The organism is Sphingobium sp. (assembly GCA_035196065.1).
GTDB lineage: Bacteria > Pseudomonadota > Alphaproteobacteria > Sphingomonadales > Sphingomonadaceae > Sphingorhabdus_B > Sphingorhabdus_B rara.
The window spans coordinates 683,279-701,741 of the sequence record CP136575.1; the positions used below are offsets into that span (position 1 = coordinate 683,279).

17 protein-coding genes are annotated in these 18,463 nt (G+C 58.3%); 3 read left to right on the top strand and 14 right to left on the bottom strand.

What is annotated here, in order from left to right:
- The first annotated feature begins 58 nt into the window (after positions 1-58).
- Positions 59-1,261: a pyridoxal phosphate-dependent aminotransferase gene (locus RSE16_03265; GenBank protein WRH77288.1), complete on the top strand. Its 1,203-nt coding sequence runs from the start codon at positions 59-61 to the stop codon at positions 1,259-1,261.
- A 108-nt stretch (positions 1,262-1,369) separates the two neighbouring features.
- Positions 1,370-1,540, top strand: coding sequence for a hypothetical protein (locus RSE16_03270; GenBank protein ID WRH76500.1), 171 nt, complete (start codon positions 1,370-1,372; stop codon positions 1,538-1,540).
- A gap of 7 nt (positions 1,541-1,547) precedes the next feature.
- Here the strand turns inward: RSE16_03270 and RSE16_03275 are convergent, their stop codons facing one another.
- The 11 genes from RSE16_03275 to RSE16_03325 form a co-directional block, all read right to left on the bottom strand.
- A complete protein-coding gene (locus RSE16_03275; protein WRH76501.1) occupies positions 1,548-2,174 on the bottom strand; it encodes a trimeric intracellular cation channel family protein in 627 nt (208 codons plus the stop codon).
- A gap of 4 nt (positions 2,175-2,178) precedes the next feature.
- Positions 2,179-3,570 (bottom strand): dihydrolipoyl dehydrogenase, encoded by a 1,392-nt coding sequence (lpdA, locus tag RSE16_03280; GenBank protein WRH76502.1) that lies wholly within the window; start codon positions 3,568-3,570, stop codon positions 2,179-2,181.
- Positions 3,571-3,582: 12 nt separating this feature from the next.
- Positions 3,583-4,812, bottom strand: coding sequence for a 2-oxoglutarate dehydrogenase complex dihydrolipoyllysine-residue succinyltransferase (gene odhB, locus RSE16_03285; protein WRH76503.1), 1,230 nt, complete (start codon positions 4,810-4,812; stop codon positions 3,583-3,585).
- Between the two features lie 36 nt (positions 4,813-4,848).
- Positions 4,849-7,677, bottom strand: a complete 2,829-nt coding sequence (locus RSE16_03290) for a 2-oxoglutarate dehydrogenase E1 component (GenBank protein WRH77289.1) — start codon at positions 7,675-7,677, stop codon at positions 4,849-4,851.
- A 171-nt stretch (positions 7,678-7,848) separates the two neighbouring features.
- Entirely contained in the window at positions 7,849-8,733 is an 885-nt protein-coding gene (gene sucD / locus RSE16_03295; GenBank protein ID WRH76504.1) for a succinate--CoA ligase subunit alpha, read from the bottom strand.
- Positions 8,734-8,769: 36 nt separating this feature from the next.
- A complete protein-coding gene (mdh, locus tag RSE16_03300; GenBank protein ID WRH76505.1) occupies positions 8,770-9,732 on the bottom strand; it encodes a malate dehydrogenase in 963 nt (320 codons plus the stop codon).
- A gap of 250 nt (positions 9,733-9,982) precedes the next feature.
- Positions 9,983-11,371 carry a M20/M25/M40 family metallo-hydrolase gene (locus RSE16_03305; GenBank protein ID WRH76506.1) on the bottom strand — a complete coding sequence of 463 codons (1,389 nt, stop codon included), beginning with the start codon at positions 11,369-11,371 and terminating at the stop codon, positions 9,983-9,985.
- 22 nt (positions 11,372-11,393) lie between these two features.
- On the bottom strand, positions 11,394-12,509 hold the full coding sequence (gene zapE, locus RSE16_03310; protein ID WRH76507.1) for a cell division protein ZapE: 1,116 nt from the start codon (positions 12,507-12,509) through the stop codon (positions 11,394-11,396).
- Positions 12,506-13,003, bottom strand: a complete 498-nt coding sequence (locus RSE16_03315; GenBank protein WRH76508.1) for a PaaI family thioesterase — start codon at positions 13,001-13,003, stop codon at positions 12,506-12,508. Before RSE16_03315 ends, zapE begins: the two co-directional genes overlap by 4 nt.
- Entirely contained in the window at positions 13,000-13,779 is a 780-nt protein-coding gene (locus RSE16_03320; GenBank protein ID WRH76509.1) for a succinate dehydrogenase iron-sulfur subunit, read from the bottom strand. Before RSE16_03320 ends, RSE16_03315 begins: the two co-directional genes overlap by 4 nt.
- Before the next feature lie 90 nt (positions 13,780-13,869).
- Positions 13,870-14,874: a phosphoribosylglycinamide synthetase gene (locus RSE16_03325; protein ID WRH76510.1), complete on the bottom strand. Its 1,005-nt coding sequence runs from the start codon at positions 14,872-14,874 to the stop codon at positions 13,870-13,872.
- A 138-nt stretch (positions 14,875-15,012) separates the two neighbouring features.
- Here RSE16_03325 and RSE16_03330 point away from each other — a divergent pair, with 138 nt between their 5' ends.
- On the top strand, positions 15,013-16,470 hold the full coding sequence (locus tag RSE16_03330; protein ID WRH76511.1) for a hypothetical protein: 1,458 nt from the start codon (positions 15,013-15,015) through the stop codon (positions 16,468-16,470).
- 18 nt (positions 16,471-16,488) lie between these two features.
- Here RSE16_03330 and RSE16_03335 read toward each other — a convergent pair whose 3' ends face one another.
- From RSE16_03335 to rplM, 3 genes are all read right to left on the bottom strand, one after another.
- Positions 16,489-17,376 (bottom strand): alpha/beta hydrolase, encoded by an 888-nt coding sequence (locus tag RSE16_03335; GenBank protein ID WRH76512.1) that lies wholly within the window; start codon positions 17,374-17,376, stop codon positions 16,489-16,491.
- Positions 17,377-17,469: 93 nt separating this feature from the next.
- Positions 17,470-17,955 (bottom strand): 30S ribosomal protein S9, encoded by a 486-nt coding sequence (gene rpsI, locus RSE16_03340; protein WRH76513.1) that lies wholly within the window; start codon positions 17,953-17,955, stop codon positions 17,470-17,472.
- The gene (rplM, locus tag RSE16_03345) at positions 17,955-18,434 is read right to left on the bottom strand and encodes a 50S ribosomal protein L13 (GenBank protein ID WRH76514.1); all 480 of its coding nucleotides are present in this window, start codon (positions 18,432-18,434) and stop codon (positions 17,955-17,957) included. Before rplM ends, rpsI begins: the two co-directional genes overlap by 1 nt.
- Positions 18,435-18,463: the final 29 nt, after the last annotated feature.

The window sequence follows — 18,463 nt, forward strand, 5'->3', positions numbered from 1 at the left end:
GCGATAGGGGGTTTCGCGCAATCCTCCATCACCGCTCCAGCTTCGGGAACAGCACATGATCGACAGGCTCTCCGCCGCCCTGGGCCGCATCGCGCCCTCAGCCACCCTTGCCATGTCGGGCCGTGTGCTCGAAATGAAAGCGCGCGGAATTGACGTCATTGGCCTGTCTGCCGGCGAACCCGATTATGACACTCCGGATTTCGTGAAGGATGCTGCGATTGAGGCGATCCGCGCGGGAAAAACGAAATATACCGCCGTCGACGGCATTCCCGAATTGAAGGCAGCGATCGCGGCAAAGTTCAAGCGCGACAATGGCATCGATTATGGACCGAAGCAGATCAGCGTCAATGCGGGCGGCAAGCACACGCTGTTCAACGCGCTGGTTGCTACGGTCGACGCCGGTGATGAAGTGATCATTCCGGCGCCCTATTGGGTTAGCTATCCCGATATCGTCCAGTTTGCTGGTGGAACGCCAGTGGTGCTGCCGGCATCGGCGGACAAGGCCTACAAGATCACCCCCGATCAGTTGGATGCCGCAATTACTCCGCGCACACGCTGGCTGATCCTCAATTCGCCTTCGAACCCGACAGGCGCGGCTTATAGTGCCACCGAGCTTAAGGCGCTGGGCGAAGTGCTGCTGCGCCATCCCCATGTCCTGCTGCTCACGGACGATATGTATGAGCATATCTGGTATGCACCGCAGCCTTTTGCGACAATGTTGCAGGTCTGTCCCGATCTCTATGATCGCACGCTGACGATGAACGGCGCGTCAAAAGCCTATGCGATGACCGGCTGGCGCATCGGCTATGCTGGTGGTCCGCAATGGCTGATCAAGGCAATGGGCGATCTGCAATCGCAATCGACCAGCAATCCTTGCTCGATCAGCCAATATGCTGTGACAGCCGCACTCAACGGGCCACAGGATTTCCTGAAAGAGCGTAACGCCAAGTTCAAGGAACGGCGCGACCTTGTCGTCGCAATGCTCAACGATGCCCCCGGGCTCAACTGCCCCGTCCCTGAAGGTGCCTTTTATGTCTATCCCGACGCCAGCGGCGTGATGGGTAAGATGACGCCCAAGGGCCGGAAAATCGAAACCGATGCTGATCTGATCGACTATTTCCTCGACGACTGGAATGTCGCAGCGGTGCATGGCGGCGCCTTTGGCTTATCGCCCGGTTTCCGCATCAGCTACGCCACTTCGAACGAAGCGCTGAAAACTGCATGTGAGCGCATCCAGTCGGCGTGTGCAGAACTCGTCTGATCGCAAATTAACGGCTGTTAATCAGTGTTTAACCGTCGCCATGTTGAGGTTGGTTCAGGGTCGCTGTAGCGGCGATCTTGTAAAATGACTCTAGATAAGAGCCCTTCGATGACGCGCATCCTTGCATTTTTCCGGTCCGACCTTTTCCTCAGCCTGTTTGGTGGATTTGCGCTTGGTATTGCCGGCATCGCCCTTGTGCGTCCGGCCAGTGCCGAGACTCAGGGCCATGAAAGCAAGGCGGTGGTGATCGAAGCCCCGCTAGTGGCAATCGCACCCTAAGCGTCGATCATCCCTTATAGGCCGGAATGGCCAACCCCTTGTAAATTGCTGCCGCACGCAAGCCGAACCCGGCTACTGCACTGATCACTGCGGCCATTAAAAACGGCATGTCGAGCGAGAAGAGCAGGACAAACAGACCTGCTGACAGGGCCGAAGCCGTCACATAGATTTCCGGTCGCAGTATGATTGAGGGGATGCCTGCCAGCATGTCGCGGATAACGCCGCCGACACAGGCCGTGATCACACCCATCATCATCGCCGGTAACGGACCTACGCCAAGACTCAATGATTTCCACGCGCCAAACACCGAATAGACGGCAAGGCCCACCGCGTCGAACCAGTCGAGCGCACGTGGGCTCCAGAGCCGTGCCGGTGTCATCCACACGAGCAATGCGGCGCCAAGGCAGGTTGCCGGAAAGTGCCAATCCTGAACCCAGAATACCGGCGCGCCAATCAACAGGTCGCGCACTGTTCCGCCGCCAACACCTGTCAACAATGCGAAAAAGGCAAAAGTAACAAGCGTCTGTCGTTGCTGTGCCGCGGCCAGTGCGCCCGATGCAGCGAACAGCGCGATGCCAAACAGGTCTAGCGCGGAAATCAGCGCCGGGGCTATTTGGACGACGCCTTCGTTCACCGGATCACATGTGGATCGGTTTGCCCTGCACGGCCATGGCCGCTTCCTTCAGCGCTTCCGAATGGGTCGGATGCGCATGACAGGTATAGGCTATATCTTCCGAGGTTGCGCCAAACTCCATTGCCTGCGCCGCCTGTGCGATCATCGTGCCGGCAACGCTAGCGATGCACCAGACGCCAAGCACGCGATCGGTTGCTGCGTCGGCAATGATCTTCACAAAACCGTCCGGTTCATGGTTGGTCTTGGCGCGGCTGTTGGCCAGCATCGGGAATTTCCCGACCTTCACCTCGCCTTTGGCCTTGGCGGCTTCTTCGGTCAGGCCGACACCGGCGATTTCGGGCCAAGTATAGACGACCGACGGGATTACATCATGGTTGATGATCCCGGTCAGACCGGCGATGTTTTCGGCGCAGGCAATGCCCTCATCTTCGGCCTTGTGCGCAAGCATCGGGCCGGGAACGACATCGCCGACAGCCCAGATGCCCGGAACGGCTGTGCGGAATTCATGGTCGATTTCGATCTGACCGCGCGCATTGACCGAAAGACCCGCCTTGTCGAGTGCCAGCCCATCCGTGTTTGGACGGCGGCCGATAGAAACGAGTACGCAATCAGCTTCGATCGTTTCGCTGGTGCCGCCTGCGGCAGGCTCGACGGTCAGAAGGGCGACTTTGCCCTTCACTTCGACGCCGGTCACCTTGGTCGAAAGCTTGAAGACAATGCCCTGCTTCTTGAAGATCTTGTTCGCTTCCTTGCGGACATCACCATCCATGCCGGGAAGAATTTGATCGAGATATTCGACCACCGTCACCTTTGCACCCAGGCGCCGCCAGACAGAACCAAGCTCAAGCCCAATCACGCCGCCGCCGATGACCACCATATGGTTAGGTACCTTGGGCAGTTCGAGCGCACCGGTCGAATCGACAATGATCGCCTTGTCATTATCGACGGTAACGCCAGGCAATGGCGTAACCGACGAACCCGTCGCGATGATGAAATTGTCTGCCGTATAGCTTTGCCCGGCCACCTCGATGCTGTTGGCAGAGGTGAAGGCGGCGCGGCCCTTGATCCAGCTGACCTTGTTCTTCTTGAACAGGAATTCGATGCCGCCAGTCAGGCTTTTCACTGCGTCGCGGCGCTGGCCATGCATGACTTCTAGGTCGAGCTCCGGCTTCACATTGACGCCCATTGCCGCCATCGATCCATTGGCTGCCGCATCGAAATATTCGGATGCATGCAGCATCGCCTTGGACGGGATGCAACCGACATTGAGGCAGGTGCCTCCAAGCGTTTCGCGCGATTCGACACAGGCGGTCTTCAGGCCGAGCTGTGCCGCCCGGATTGCGGCCACATAGCCACCGGGGCCGGATCCGATAACGATGAGATCAAAATCAGCCATGGTTTCGGCTCCTTAAAGGTCGATCAGCAGGCGTGTGGGGTCTTCAATTGCTTCCTTGATGATTTTCAGGAAGGTCACAGCTTCACGGCCGTCGATTAGGCGATGATCATAGCTGAGTGCCAGATACATCATCGGGCGTGCCACAATCTGTCCGTCGCGAACTACCGGGCGTTCCTCGATCCGGTGTAGACCCAGCACGGCGGACTGCGGCGGGTTGATGATCGGGGTCGACATCAGTGAACCGAACACACCGCCGTTGGAAATGGTGAAGGTACCGCCGGTCATGTCGTTCATGGTCAGCGTTCCATCCTTGGCGCGCTTGCCGAAATCACCGATCGACTTTTCGATCTCGGCAAAGCTCATTGTTTCGGCATTGCGGATGACGGGGACGACAAGGCCATTAGGCGCGGATACCGCGACCGACACGTCGAAATAATTATGATAGACGATCTCGTCGCCTTCGATCCGCGCGTTGACCGCCGGAATGTCCTTTGCGGCTAGCGCTGCGGCCTTGGTGAAGAAGCCCATAAAGCCGAGGCGCACGCCATGCTTCTTTTCGAACATGTCCTTGTAACGGTTCCGTGCGTCGATCACCGCCGACATGTCGACATCGTTGAAGGTGGTGAGCAGCGCCGCAGTGTCTTGCGCGTCCTTCAGGCGGCGGGCGACTGTCTGGCGCAGACGCGTCATCTTGATGCGTTCTTCCTGACGGCCGGCACCTGCCGCTGCAACAGGCGCAGCGGTCGGCTGGGCCGCTGCCGGCGCGGTGGGTGAACTACCCTTGGCGGCCGCAAGCACATCTTCCTTGGTCAGTCGGCCATCCTTGCCGCTTCCCTTGACCTTGGTCGGATCAATGCCGAGTTCGAGCACCAAGCGGCGTACGGCCGGCGACAGCGTCAGGTCGGCGCTGGCGGCGGGTGCGGTGTCCTGTGTCAGCTTCTGCTCGTCGACCGACTTTGCTGTTTCGGTTCGCGGCGCGTCCGGAACATTGCCTGCAGCCGAAGCCGAATCGCCGATCAGTGCGATGACTGCGTCGACATTCACAGTGTCGCCTTCCTTCACCAGTTGGTCGGTCAGAATGCCTGCCACCGGGCTTGCAACCTCGATTGCGACCTTGTCGGTTTCAAGGCTTGCGATCGGTTCGTCGAGCTTTACTATTTCGCCGGGCTTTTTCAGCCACTGGCCAAGCGTTGCTTCGGTGATCGATTCACCCAGTGTCGGGACTTTGACTTCGGTGCTCATATCTTTGCTCCTTGGGGCTGCTTCCCCCTTGGGTCGTTATTTCTTCTTCGGGTTGCGTTGGCGGCGGATTTCATCGCGCACGCCATGGCCGAGGGCATGGGCAACCAAGGCAGCCTGTTCCGCTTGGTGGCGCTTCATAAGTCCGGTTGCTGGCGATGCGGCGGCCTTGCGACCGGCATAACGTGCCCTGGCGGGGCCAACGCCTGCATCGGCAAGGCATTGTTCGATCAACGGTTCGACAAAGAACCAGCTGCCATTATTCTGCGGTTCTTCCTGCGCCCAGACGATGTCTTCCAGATTGGGCATGCGCTTCAACCGCACCGTTAGCGGTTCGCCGGGAAAGGGGTATAGTTGTTCGATGCGGACGATAGCGGTGTTGGTGTCGCCGCTCGCGTTACGCGCCTCCATCAGATCATAGGCGACCTTGCCCGAACAGAGCACCAGCCGCTTCACATCCTTGTCCGCCGGAGCCCAGGGATCTGAAAGAATCCGCATGAAATGGCTTTCGCCCTGGAAATCCTCGGCCTTCGATACTGCCAGTTTGTGCCGCAGCAGCGACTTTGGCGTCATGACGATCAATGGCTTACGGAATGACCGGTGCATCTGCCGCCGTAACAGGTGGAAGAAGTTGGCGGGCGTGGTGCAGTTTGCGACCTGAATATTATCTTCAGCGCAAAGCTGCAGGAAACGTTCCAGACGAGCGGAGCTATGTTCGGGGCCCTGGCCTTCAAACCCGTGCGGCAACAGCATGACGAGGCCGTTGGCACGAAGCCATTTCGATTCGCCGGATGCAATGAACTGGTCGATCATGGTCTGCGCGCCGTTGACGAAATCGCCAAACTGCGCCTCCCACATCACCAGCGTTTTGGGATCTGCACCGGCAAAACCATATTCATAACCCAGCACACCAAATTCTGAGAGAGGGCTATCATGCACTTCGAAACGGCCATGTGGCAGTGTCGAGAGGGGGATATATTTGGTTTCGTTATTCTGGTCGACCCAGACAGCATGACGATGGCTGAACGTGCCGCGGCCTGAATCTTGACCCGACAGTCGAACGCCATAGCCTTCGGACAGCAAAGAGCCAAAAGCGAGCGCTTCGCCTGTCGCCCAGTCGAAATTTTCGCCGGTTGCGAACATTGCCTTTTTGGCTTCGAGAACGCGGCCAAGCGTCGGGTGGATGATATGCCCTTCGGGAACGGTGGTCAGCGTGCGACCTAGCCCGTCCATTAGCTTCTTCGCGATGCCGGTGGGTACATTGCGGCGCGCGGTTTCGGGGTCGGCGGGTTTGTTGAACCCGGCCCAACGACCACCAAACCAGTCGGCTTCATTGGCTTTGTAGTTTTTGCCGGCTTCGAATTCCTGTTCAAGGATCTGCGTGAAGCGCATCGCATGTTCGCTCGCCCAATTGGCGTCGATCACATCTTCGGACACAAGGCGGGACGCGTAAACTTCGCTCACCCCGGGCTTGCCCTTGATCACCTTGTACATCAGCGGTTGGGTGAAACCGGGCTCATCGCCTTCATTATGGCCGAAGCGGCGATAGCACCACATGTCGATCACAATGTCGCGCTTGAAGCGCTGGCGGAATTCGATCGCCATCTTGCAGGCAAAAGTTACTGCCTCGGGATCATCGCCATTGACGTGGAAGATCGGTGCCTGAACGCCCTTGGCAACGTCGCTCGGATAGGGCGATGAACGGGCAAATTGCGGGCTAGTGGTAAATCCAACCTGGTTGTTGACGATGAAATGGATGCAACCACCGGTATTGTAGCCGCGGATGCCTGAAAAGCCGAGGCACTCCCAAACAATGCCTTGGCCAGCAAAGGCGGCATCGCCGTGCAACAGGACCGGCAATACCTGTTCGTGCTTTTCCTTGCCGATATCGTCGCGGATCGTCTGGTTGGCGCGGACCTTGCCCAGCACCACCGGATTGACAGCTTCAAGGTGTGACGGATTGGGTACCAGCGACATATGTACCTTGATTCCGTCAAATTCCCGGTCGGTTGAGGTGCCGAGGTGATATTTCACATCGCCCGAGCCGCCGACATCTTCGGGGTTGGCAGAGCCACCGGAAAATTCGTGGAATATGATCCGATAGGGTTTCGCCATCACATTTGCGAGCACGTTGAGACGGCCGCGATGCGGCATGCCATAGACTATCTCGCGAATGCCAAGCTGGCCGCCATATTTGATGATCGCTTCAAGCGCCGGGATCATCGCCTCGCCGCCATCCAGCCCGAAACGCTTTGTGCCGACATATTTCTTGGCGAGGAATTTCTCGTACTGCTCGGCTTCGATCACCTTGCCAAGGATCGCCTTCTTTCCTTCCGCTGTGAACGAAATGGCGGCGTCCCGGCCTTCCATCCGTTCCTGCAGAAAGCGGCGTTCCTCGACGTCGGCGATGTGCATATATTCAAGGCCCACGGGCCCGCAATAATTGGCGCGCAGGGTGGCTACGAGCTCCCGAACGCTGACCCAGTCAAAACCCAGCGTTCCACCGACATAGACCTTGCGATCCAGATCGGCGTCGGTGAATCCATGATAGGCCGGGTCCAAGTCAGCCGGAACTTCCTGTTTTGAAAGCCCTAGCGGATCGAGATTGGCCGCAAGGTGGCCGCGCACGCGATAGGTGCGCACCAGCATCATTGCACGGATTGAATCGCCCGCTGCGGCAACTGCGTCGCCATCGCTTAGCGGTTTGCCGGCAGCCTTGGCCGCAGTCTTGATCTCGACCACCATTTGCATGGGGTCAAGTGCGCCTGTCAGATCGTCGGTATCGCCGATTCGCCAGTTTGGCCGCTGCCAGCTGGGGCCGCGTTCCGGTTCATTGGCGGATTCGAATTCGTGGTTTTCGTAACCCATCTCACTTCCTTTCCCCTCTCCCGTCGGGAGAGGGTTGCGCAGACTTGGCGTGATGTCGCCAAGTCGAAGCTGGGTGAAGGGATCTGCTCTATCGAGCGCGTAAAGCCCCTCACCAACTGCGCCTAGGCCAGCGGCCAAGGCTTCCTATCCTCTCCTTTGGGGAAAGGAGTTTCACCCCTTCAATACGCTCATCAAGGTTGTTCCCAGTTCGCTCGGGCTGGCAGCAACCCGGATTCCGGCGGCTTCCATCGCTGCGATCTTGGATTCAGCGTCGCCCTTGCCACCGGACACGATCGCGCCGGCGTGGCCCATACGACGGCCCGGAGGCGCAGTCCGTCCTGCAATGAAGCCAGCCATCGGCTTTTTACGGCCGCGCTTGGCTTCGTCGATCAGGAACTGGGCAGCCTGTTCTTCGGCATCGCCGCCGATTTCACCGATCATGATGATGCTCTCGGTGGCGTCGTCCGCCAGGAAGAGTTCGAGCACGTCGATGAAGTTGGTGCCGTTGACCGGATCGCCGCCAATGCCGACAGCCGTGGTTTGGCCAAGGCCTTCATTGGTCGTCTGGAACACAGCTTCATAAGTCAGTGTGCCCGAACGCGATACAACGCCGACCGAACCTTTGGAAAAAATGTTCCCCGGCATGATGCCGATCTTGCATTCACCCGGCGTCAGCACGCCCGGGCAGTTCGGGCCGATAAGGCGCGATTTCGAACCCGAAAGTGCGCGCTTCACGCGCACCATGTCGAGCACCGGAATGCCTTCGGTGATGCAGACAATCAATGGAACTTCGGCATCAATCGCTTCCAGAATCGAATCAGCTGCAAATGGCGGTGGCACATAGACGACCGAGGCATCGGCGCCCGTCATCTGCACAGCTTCGGCGACGGTATCGAACACCGGCAGGCCGATATGCGTGCTGCCGCCCTTGCCGGGTGTCACGCCGCCGACCATCTGCGTGCCATAAGCAAGCGCCGCCTGGGTATGGAATGTGCCGGTTTCACCAGTCATCCCCTGCGTGATGACCTTCGTATTCTTGTGGACCAAAATGCTCATGAACGCCTCTCCGAGATATGTGTCGTGCCAGCCTGCTCAGGCGAGCGAAGGATCGATATTTTTGCAGGCGACGAGCAGTTCCTTCACTGCATCGACACTGATCTGCAGATTGCCCTTTGCTTCATCATCGAGGGCGATCTCGACAATTTCCTCGATGCCGCCTGCGCCGATGATGCAGGGCACGCCGACATAGAGACCGTCGAGGCCATATTTGCCGTCAACATAGGCGGCGCAGGGCAGAAGGCGTTTCTGGTCGAAGAGATACGCTTCTGCCATCGCAATACCGCTGGTCGCTGGTGCGTAATAGGCCGAGCCGGTTCCGAGTAGAGCAACGATTTCGCCGCCGCCGCCGCGTGTGCGCTTGACGATCGCGTCGATGCGCTCCTGCGTCGATTTGCCCATTTTAATGAGGTCGGGAACGGGTATGCCCGCTACGGTCGAATATTGTACAACCGGCACCATTGTGTCGCCATGTCCGCCGAGCACGAATGTGGTGACATCGCGCGCCGAAACGTTGAATTCCTCTGCAATGAAATGGCTGAAGCGGCCAGAGTCCAATACGCCAGCCATGCCGACAACGCGGTTGTGCGGGAGGCCGGAGAATTCACGCAATGCCCAGACCATCGCATCGAGCGGGTTGGTGATGCAGATGACAAAAGCGTCGGGTGCATTGTTCTTGATGCCCTCGCCAACGGCCTTCATCACTTTCAAATTGATACCAAGCAAATCGTCACGGCTCATGCCGGGCTTGCGTGCGACGCCAGCGGTGACGATGATCACATCTGCGCCAGCGATATCCTTATAATCGTTCGAGCCGGTGATTTTGGCGTCGAACCCTTCGATCGGTCCGCATTGCGACAGGTCAAGCGCCTTGCCCTGCGGTACGCCTTCGACGACGTCAAACAGGACGATATCGCCCAGTTCCTTTTGTGCTGCGAGGTGAGCGAGCGTGCCGCCGATATTACCAGCGCCGATCAGCGCAATCTTCTTGCGGGCCATATCATGTCCTTCCGTTGGGCCAGATGCCGTAACGGTCCAACCGCTACGTCTTTAAGGGAATTGCGGTCCCGTTAAGCGGAAACACTCCCTACGGCAACCCCTATAAAGGCCGAAGGTAAAGGCTTTTTCTGATATCAGTTCGCAATAGCATTAGTGACGAAGATTTCGTCGTTCTGAAACCCGTTCAAGGTCTATTTGTAGCCCAATCTTTATCCCGAAATGCATTCTGACGCACGCTTTGGGCTAGAGATTAACCCGCAACGCGCTTCAGCATTTCCATCCATATCGGTATCTGGCCATGAAAACCGTCGGCATTGACCCGTTCATCAAGCCCGTGCGCGCCTTCGCGTTCGCCAACGATACTCCACAGCCCGCCAAAGCCGTAAACTGGAATGCCATTAGCGCGCAAAAAGGCCCCGTCAGTGGCGCCTGCCGACTGATAGGGAACGACGGGCGCATCTTTGAACCGCGTCGCCACCGCTGCCTTATAGGCATCGAGTATATCCTGCCGGATCGCCGTAGGCGCGGTTTCGGGGGTTTGCGAACCCTCAACAGCAGTTACCGTAACATCCGGACCTGCCAGTGTCTGAAGCTGCTGGCGCACATCCTCTACCTTCACGCCCGGAAAGATACGGCAGTTGACATTGGCCTCCGCCTTTTGGGGCAGGGCATTGGGAGCATGGCCGCCTGAAAGCATGGTTGCAACGCATCGGGTGCGCGTACTTCCCGGATCATTGGCTTCTACGAGATCTGCCGTTTCCCGGTCGTTCGGATCAGCCAGAAAACGCTTGATCAATTCGCCATACTGCCCGCCATCCTTCGCGGCGAGCAAAGCAAATCCTGCCCGTGTCGCATCATTCACCATTGCCGGAAATCGGTGGGCTTCAAGTGCAGTCAGTGCATTAGACAGCGCATAGATGGCATTGTCCGGCCGTGGGGCGCTGCTATGCCCGCCGCGATTGGTGGCCGTCAGCTTGAAATCGGCATAGGTTTTTTCGGCGATTTGCATCGCGAACAGTTCCGGTCGCCCATCCTTATACACCGATCCGCCACCTGCATCACTGTTGAGGCCATATTCGGCGTCGATCAATGAACGCCATTCGGTTGCTGCGCGGCGCGCACCATTGCCGGTAGTTTCCTCGTCGCCGGTAAACAGCACGATCAGGTCGCGTGTCGGCTGAAAGCCCGCGGCTTTTAGATATTGCAGCGCAATCAATATGCCGGTCAGTCCTGCCTTGTTGTCATTGGCCCCCCGGCCGAGATACCAGCCGTCTTCCTCACGGAACTTGAATGGTGGATTCTTCCAGTCACTTTCCTTGGCTTCGACGACATCCATATGCGCCATCAGCAGGATTGGTTTCTTCCCGCTGGGTTTGACCGCAGGCCAGCGCGCGATCAGTGTCTGAGTGCCATCATGATCCTTGACGATGACGTTTGTAATCCCCGCTTTCCGGAATTCGGCTGTCAGCAATTCGGTCAGCTTGCCAAACTCAGCTGTTCGCCCTTCGACGGTCGGGATCTCCACAATCTTTGCAAACAACTCGCGCTCTGCCTGCCGCTTCGGGGCTTCCGCAGCAAAGGCCTGGCTGGTAGCGAAGGCCAGCAGGGCTGCCATTGTCGCTGATACGGCTTTCTTCATGAAACTCTCCCTTGTAGGCAAACTACCGCGGACCGTGGCCCTCTGCCAGATAGTCTTCGCTTTGCATTTCAAGCAGACGCGACACCGTCCGTTCAAATTCGAATTTGCCATCGCCTTCGGGATAAAGATCATCAGGCGCGGCATCGGCTGCGGCGATCAGCTTAACGCGATATTCGTAAAGCGCATCAATCAGCGTGACAAAACGTGCGGCCTCGTTGCGATTATGCGGGCCAAGCACCGGAATGCCAACGATGATGACGCTATGGTAACGCCGCGCCACCGCCAGATAATCAGCGGCACCCCGCGCCTCTGCGCAAAGCCGCTTGAATGAGAATACGCCAACGCCTTTGAGCGATTTCGGAACATGCAGAGTCCGTCCCGCACCCACGTCAATGTCCGCGCTGGGCACATGGGCCCGATCCTCCGGTGGATAATCGGTCAGCTTGAAAAAGGTTTCCGAAAGTGAGGCGGTCGCCACCGGCCCGTTTGGTACCAGCCAGGTGGCCGCATTGCCCAGCCGATCACGGCGGTAATCTGTCGGTCCATCCAGTGCCATGACGTCAAGCCGTTCCTTCACCGTTGCGATAAAGGGAAGGAACAGCTGGCGATTGAGGCCATCCTTGTAAAGGTCGTCGGGATGCCGGTTCGACGTGGTGACGACGGTAACGCCTGCATCAAACAGACCAGCAAACAGCCGCGACATGATCGCAGCGTCGGCCATATTGTTCACCACCATCTCGTCAAAACATAGCAGCCGGGCTTCATTCGCGAGCGCCGCAACCACAGGTGGTATGGGATCGCCTTTTTCCTTTTCACGCTCAACCTTCAGCCGAGCATGGATGTCGAGCATGAATTCATGGAAATGTGCGCGCCGCTTCCGATCAATCTGCACCGCATCGAAAAACAAATCCATCAGCATCGATTTGCCGCGGCCAACTCCGCCCCAGAGATAAAGCCCGCGAACCGCTTCTGTCCTGCGGCCGATCAACCGCCACAATGCGCCTGGGCGGGCAGAGGTGGTTTCCAGCTGTTCCTGAATTTCGGTTAGTTTGGCCGCGGCAACGGCCTGATCGGGATCGCGCTTGAGTTCCCCTGCAGCGACCAGTTCCAGGTACCGCGTCTGAACGGTCGCGCTCATCTTTTGTCTTGCGACGCCTTGCGGATCGTGCCGGAGAAAGAGGCAACGATATGTTCGTCATTCGGGCCTTGCACCACCATACCGCGCAGGAAAATCAGCCGCCCGGTTGCGCGCACCTGTTCGACAACGGCGTCCAAAGGCTCGTCAATCTGGCCGCCACCGATGAATTGCGTGCCCAGATCGAGCGTGACTGAAAAACCGGCATTGAGTGAACCAAATTGGTGCGATGCCGCGAATAGCGAAACATCGATCAGTGCGAGTGTGACTGCACCATGGACATTGTCGCCCAGATTACTGTGCTTTCGCGTCGGATGCATGCGCAAACGGGCCCGAGGCCTGCCATCGGGCAGGGGGTCTTCGAGACGTACGAACAGTGGCTCGATAAATGCGTTGAAGCGGCTTTTGTCGTTAAGGTTCCAGCTTAGCCAGCCGTCGCCTTGGGCCTCGGCATCAAAATATTCAGCGCGCCGGGGCTCCTCAATGCCGTCGTTCAAATCTGCCGCTCCACGAGCAGCTTTTTGGTCTCGGCAATCGCCTTGGCCGGGTTCAGGCCCTTCGGGCAGGCATTGGCGCAGTTCATGATCGTATGGCAGCGATAGAGGCGGAAGGGATCTTCCAGATCGTCCAGCCGTTCACCCGTCATCTCGTCGCGGCTGTCAGCCAGCCAGCGATAGGCTTGCAGCAGGATGGCCGGACCAAGAAATTTGTCACTATTCCACCAGTAAGACGGGCAGCTTGTCGAACAGCAGGCGCACAGGATGCACTCGTAAAGACCGTCCAGTTTGGCGCGGTCTTCGGGGCTCTGCAGCCGCTCCTTGCCCGAAGGCGTGGGCGTTACCGTCTGCAGCCAAGGTTTGACCGATGCATATTGCGCATAGAAATGCGTCATGTCTGGGACGAGGTCCTTGATCACTTCCATATGCGGAAGCGGTGTCAGCGTGACGTCGCCCTTGCAGTCTTCGATTGCTGTCGTGCAGGCAAGGCCGTTCTTGCCATTGATGTTCATCGAACAGGATCCGCAAATACCTTCACGGCACGAACGGCGGAAGGTCAATGAAGGGTCTTGATCGCTCTTCATCTTGATCAGCGCGTCGAGCACCATCGGACCGCAATTTTCGGTATCGACCTCGAACGTGTCATAACGGGGATTATCCCCGCTATCCGGATCGTAGCGATAGACCTTGAACTTGCGCGATTTGCCTCCGCCCTGTGCGGAGTGTGTGGTTCCGGTGCGGACCTTGCTATTCTTGGGCAAAGTGAATTCGGCCATGTCTTTATCCCGTTACGACTTTGTACGATGCCCTAACCAAGCGGCACCGCCCAAGCAATTGCAATTTTCATCGCGCGATTAAAGCTGAAATCACGCTTTCGGCATCAACCCACGCCGAATCAGGCTTTCGGCAACGATAGTCTCGATCAGGTCTTCCTGGCTCCAGCCCATCAATACCGCCGACCGGCCATAGACCTTTTGTGACCATAGGTTGCACTGCAAATTGACCTCAAGCAGGTTGATCTCCCCGCTTTCCTCGTTGAAGCGGAATTCGAAGCGACCGAAATCGAACGGACGGAAAATCTCGGCGAGGGTCAGCGTCATTGCCTTGATCTTGTCCCAGGCGGCATCTGCCTCAAACGGAACCAGCGTATATTTATTCTCACGTTCGACCAGGTCACGCTTTTCCGCATGGGTACGCAGATGTGAAGGGTCATTCTGCTTGAACAGCATGGGTGGCATTACAAAGGGTGCGCCGTCCTTGAAGATAACGGGTACTTCGACATCGCTACCGTTCATGAAAGGCTCGACGATCGCATCATGCCCTTCGGCGTGGATGCGCAATATGGCCGCCTTTACGCCTTCCCAGTCATTGGCATCGCCGATACCCCAGCTGGCAGAGCTGTTATTGGGCTTGATGACAAAGCGGCTGCCCTTGGGGCAACGGGCTTCTTCTACCGGTGCGCCGGCGCGATAGACCGCCCAGTCACAGGTTGGCACACCGCGGGCAACGCCTTCCAGTTTTGTCAGATGCTTGTCGTCTGCAAGGCCGCGCAAAATGGGGTTGGCGCCCAGATAGGGAACGCCCAGCCTTTCGCATAAAAGCGGGCACAGCATTTCCGAATTGAAAAAGCCGCCACGGTTCAGCATCGGCCAAACGAAATCTACGCCTGGGTCGGTGAACAGCGCGTCATAGGCATTGGCAACACTTAGATTCTCGAACAATCCGGACAGGATCGTCTTCATCTCATAATGATAGGGCGAATGGTTGCCGTCAGTTCCATGCAGGCTTCCGTCGCCAAGTGCATGCTTGGCAATGAAAAGGATGCGCAGATTTTTGCGGATGTCAGCGGAAAGGCGTGTCGGTTCGGTCATTTTTCCAGTCCTGTCGGGGCAGGAACCCCCTGAATGCCGCCGCTCTTAGACGCTTCACCGATTTTCGCAATTTCCTAATTGCAATGCGGCGTCTATAGGCTGCCCCACTTGAGGGAAACACGGGCCGGTTTAGCGCTTATGAACATTTCCGAATTGGCCCGCTGGATGACCTGCGGGGGCGATGCGCGCATCGTCTTGGATCCAGCGTCCGGCCTTAACCGCTACCACAGCGCACCCTATTCGCGCGACGTGCTGGCTTTTGCCTCTTCGACCGCAAACGATCTTTCGGCCGATGCTATGACCTTCCTTGAAAGCGAAGTTGGCGATGCAGCGGAAGGGCTTGGTTCGGGGGCGGCTTATCGGGCCTATCTCGATACGCTGCGCGGCCGCATCGCCAGCGCCTATCGCCTGCCTGAAGGCACCGACATTTTCTTTGCACCGTCGGGAACCGATCTAGAATATGTCGCCTTGCTGGCTGTGGCGCAGCGCAAGGCCAATGGCATCGCCAATCTTTTGCTCGGCGCGGATGAGGTTGGCTCCGGCTGTATTCACAGCGCTGCTGGCCGCTATTTCGCGCATGAAACCGCGCTGGTTGCCAATGTCTGTCCCGGACAGGATGTCGAGGGGCTGCCGCCGATTATCATGGGAGACTTTCCGGTCCGCAATCAAGAGGGCGAGGCCTTTGACAGCGCAACGCTGGCAAGCCAGATGGAAAGCGCGATTGCCAGCGCGCTTGGCAATGGATGTTTCCCGCTGGTGCATGTCGTCCATGGGTCAAAGACCGGGCTGGTGCTGCCGCATCTTGACGATATCGACCGTCTACAAAGCCGTTTCGGCGACGACGTCGCGTTTGTGGTTGATGCCTGCCAGGCGCGGATTACGACCCGTGCGATCCATGATTATCTGGCGCGTGGGATTATTGTTTTTCTCACCGGATCGAAATTCATGGGTGGCCCGCCGTTCAGTGGCTTTGCCTTGCTCCCACAGGGGCTGGTCGCCCAGGCGGCTCCGCTGGCGCAGGGTATGGCAACGATCTTTCGTCGTGCCGAGATTCCAGCCGGATGGGCCGGACGTGACCTTTTGGACGATGACGGCAATTGTGGCCTTGCGCTCCGGCTTTCAGCCTCGCTTTTCGAGCTTAATCGGTTCCAGTCGCTCGCCTTTGACCGGGTCAAGCGGGTAGTCACCGCATTCAACGCATCAGCCAGCCGGCTCGCTGAAACGCTAGCGGCCCGCAAGGTTGCTGCTGCGCCCGTCGAAGATGCCGATGAAGAAGCCGGGCACCCGATCGAGATGCAGACGCTGGTCACGCTCGATCTGTGCCATGATGGCCAGGGAGCGGTCAGCCGCATGCTCGATTTTGATGCCGCTGTCGCTATCCATAAGGCAATGATCGCCGATGGCGTGCGGCTGGGGCAGCCGGTGCGCTGTGTGAAGCTGGCCGATGGCCGCTGGGGGGCAACATTGCGCGTCGGGCTTTCAATGCCTCAGGTCGTAATGCTGGATCAGCAGGACGATACCGCGCTTGAAAGCTGGCTCGATGCGGCGATGGACCGGATTGCAGCGTCGCTTTTGCCGAGACTTGCTTCTGCCTGAGCCCGAGCTAGACGCGCGTCATGGCCGCGGGGCTTTGGTAAAGGCAATGATATCGTCGATCACCGGTGCTTTCCCCCGGAACGGACGGGCGATTGCCATTACGATGCCGCTATGGGTGATCCCTTCATAAAATCGGACAAGCGCGGGGCCGCCTTTTTCCGTGATCGTCTTGGCGAGTACGCGGCTATTGCGGGGCTTCACCGTCGTATCGGCATCACCGCTTAACAAGAGTAAAGGCGGTGCGTCCCCGCGTGCATAATGGATTGGCTGGGTTTCATGCGGCTCTGGCCATTGGCCGAGGGCAGCCCGCGCAGCATCGCTGGTAAAGGGGTAGAAGTCATAGGGGCCGGCCAGTCCGATGACACCTGCCACCACGGCGGAATCCAGTTTTTGCGCAGCCAGCCATTTGGGGTCGAGTACGGCGAGCATTGCGATATGCGCGCCGGCGCTATGCCCTGAAACGTACAGCCGCTGCGGATCGGCACATGGCGGAAGATGGCGATGAACATATGCGATTGCGGCCGCCGCATCTTCGACAAAGGCGGGGAACCGCGCGCCAGGCATTTTTCGATAGTCAGCTACGACGACATGAAAACCCCGTTCGGCAAAGGCGCGGCCGACAAAGCCATAACTCGCCCGATCGCCATCGCGCCATGACCCGCCATGGAAAAAGATCAGCGTCGGATAGCTGCCCGCCGTGCAGTCGCGCGCAAAACCTGCAGGGCTGTAAAGGTCATAGCGCTGGGCAGGGTCGGCTTTTGCATAAGTGATGCCGCGTTCGACGGTGATGGTGGCGCGCTTTCCGGGCCAGTAATTATCGGCAAGATCCAGTTGGCGCGGCCCTGCTAGGCGTAGCAGCGCAAAAGCGGCTAGCCCCAGAATTGCGATCGTGGCGACGATAAGCATGATTCTCCCCATGCGCATTGACTAACCCCTGATTGCCAAAAGAAAAGGGCGACCCGCAGGCCGCCCTTTCGAATTTTGATATTTCGGAAGCGATTAACGCTTCGAGAACTGGAAGCTACGGCGGGCCTTGGCCTTACCATATTTCTTACGCTCGACGGTGCGGCTGTCGCGCGTCAGGAAGCCTTCGGCCTTAACTGCGCCGCGAAGCGCGGGTTCGAACTTGGAAAGTGCCTGTGCAATGCCATGCTTCACGGCACCGGCCTGACCCGAAAGACCGCCGCCCTTGACGGTGGCAATCACGTCATACTGGCCAACACGCTCGGTCACGCCGAACGGCTGGTTGATGACGAGGCGCAGCGAAGGACGTGCGAAATACACTTCCTGATCGCGGCCGTTGACAATGATCTTGCCTGTGCCGGGCTTCAGCCAGACGCGTGCAACGGCGTCTTTACGGCGGCCGGTAGCATAGCTGCGGCCCTGGGCGTCGACTTCCTTTTCACGCAGCGGCGCGGCCGGTGCAGCCGGTGCATCGGTGCCAAGCGTCTGAAGATCAGCGAGCGATTCTACGGTGTCGGACATTATGCACCCACCTTGTTCTTGCGATTCATGGAAGCGATATCGAGCACCTGCGGCTTCTGGCCGTCGTGCGGATGCTCGGTACCATTGTAGAGGTGAAGGGCGCGCATCTGCTGACGACCCAGCGGGCCGCGCGGAACCATACGCTCGACAGCCTTTTCGAGGACGCGCTCTGGAAAGCGGCCTTCGAGGACCTTGGCGGCGGTGACGCCCTTGATGCCGCCGGCATAGCCGGTGTGGCGATAATAAACCTTGTCGCCCAGCTTCTTGCCGGTGAACTTCACCTTGTCGGCGTTGATGACGATCACATGATCGCCGCAATCGACGTGCGGGGTGAAGCTCGGCTTGTGCTTGCCGCGCAGGATATTGGCGATGATCGAGGCCACGCGACCGACGACCAGACCGTCGGCATCAATGATGTGCCAGGCCTTTTCGACGTCCTGCGGGCGGATCGATTTCGTGACTTTGGACAGCGTCTTCATGGCTGCTGGTCGAACCTCCGAATGGAAAA

Bases quoted from the DNA above. Each gene is read 5' to 3' on its own strand.
- RSE16_03270 (WRH76500.1), top strand. From the start codon at position 1,370: ATGACGCGCATCCTTGCATTTTTCCGGTCCGACCTTTTCCTCAGCCTG.
- lpdA (WRH76502.1), bottom strand. From the start codon at position 3,570: ATGGCTGATTTTGATCTCATCGTTATCGGATCCGGCCCCGGTGGCTAT.
- odhB (WRH76503.1), bottom strand. From the start codon at position 4,812: ATGAGCACCGAAGTCAAAGTCCCGACACTGGGTGAATCGATCACCGAA.
- RSE16_03290 (WRH77289.1), bottom strand. From the start codon at position 7,677: ATGGGTTACGAAAACCACGAATTCGAATCCGCCAATGAACCGGAACGC.
- sucD (WRH76504.1), bottom strand. From the start codon at position 8,733: ATGAGCATTTTGGTCCACAAGAATACGAAGGTCATCACGCAGGGGATG.
- mdh (WRH76505.1), bottom strand. From the start codon at position 9,732: ATGGCCCGCAAGAAGATTGCGCTGATCGGCGCTGGTAATATCGGCGGC.
- RSE16_03305 (WRH76506.1), bottom strand. From the start codon at position 11,371: ATGAAGAAAGCCGTATCAGCGACAATGGCAGCCCTGCTGGCCTTCGCT.
- zapE (WRH76507.1), bottom strand. From the start codon at position 12,509: ATGAGCGCGACCGTTCAGACGCGGTACCTGGAACTGGTCGCTGCAGGG.
- RSE16_03320 (WRH76509.1), bottom strand. From the start codon at position 13,779: ATGGCCGAATTCACTTTGCCCAAGAATAGCAAGGTCCGCACCGGAACC.
- RSE16_03325 (WRH76510.1), bottom strand. From the start codon at position 14,874: ATGACCGAACCGACACGCCTTTCCGCTGACATCCGCAAAAATCTGCGC.
- RSE16_03330 (WRH76511.1), top strand. From the start codon at position 15,013: ATGAACATTTCCGAATTGGCCCGCTGGATGACCTGCGGGGGCGATGCG.
- RSE16_03335 (WRH76512.1), bottom strand. From the start codon at position 17,376: ATGCTTATCGTCGCCACGATCGCAATTCTGGGGCTAGCCGCTTTTGCG.
- rpsI (WRH76513.1), bottom strand. From the start codon at position 17,955: ATGTCCGACACCGTAGAATCGCTCGCTGATCTTCAGACGCTTGGCACC.
- rplM (WRH76514.1), bottom strand. From the start codon at position 18,434: ATGAAGACGCTGTCCAAAGTCACGAAATCGATCCGCCCGCAGGACGTC.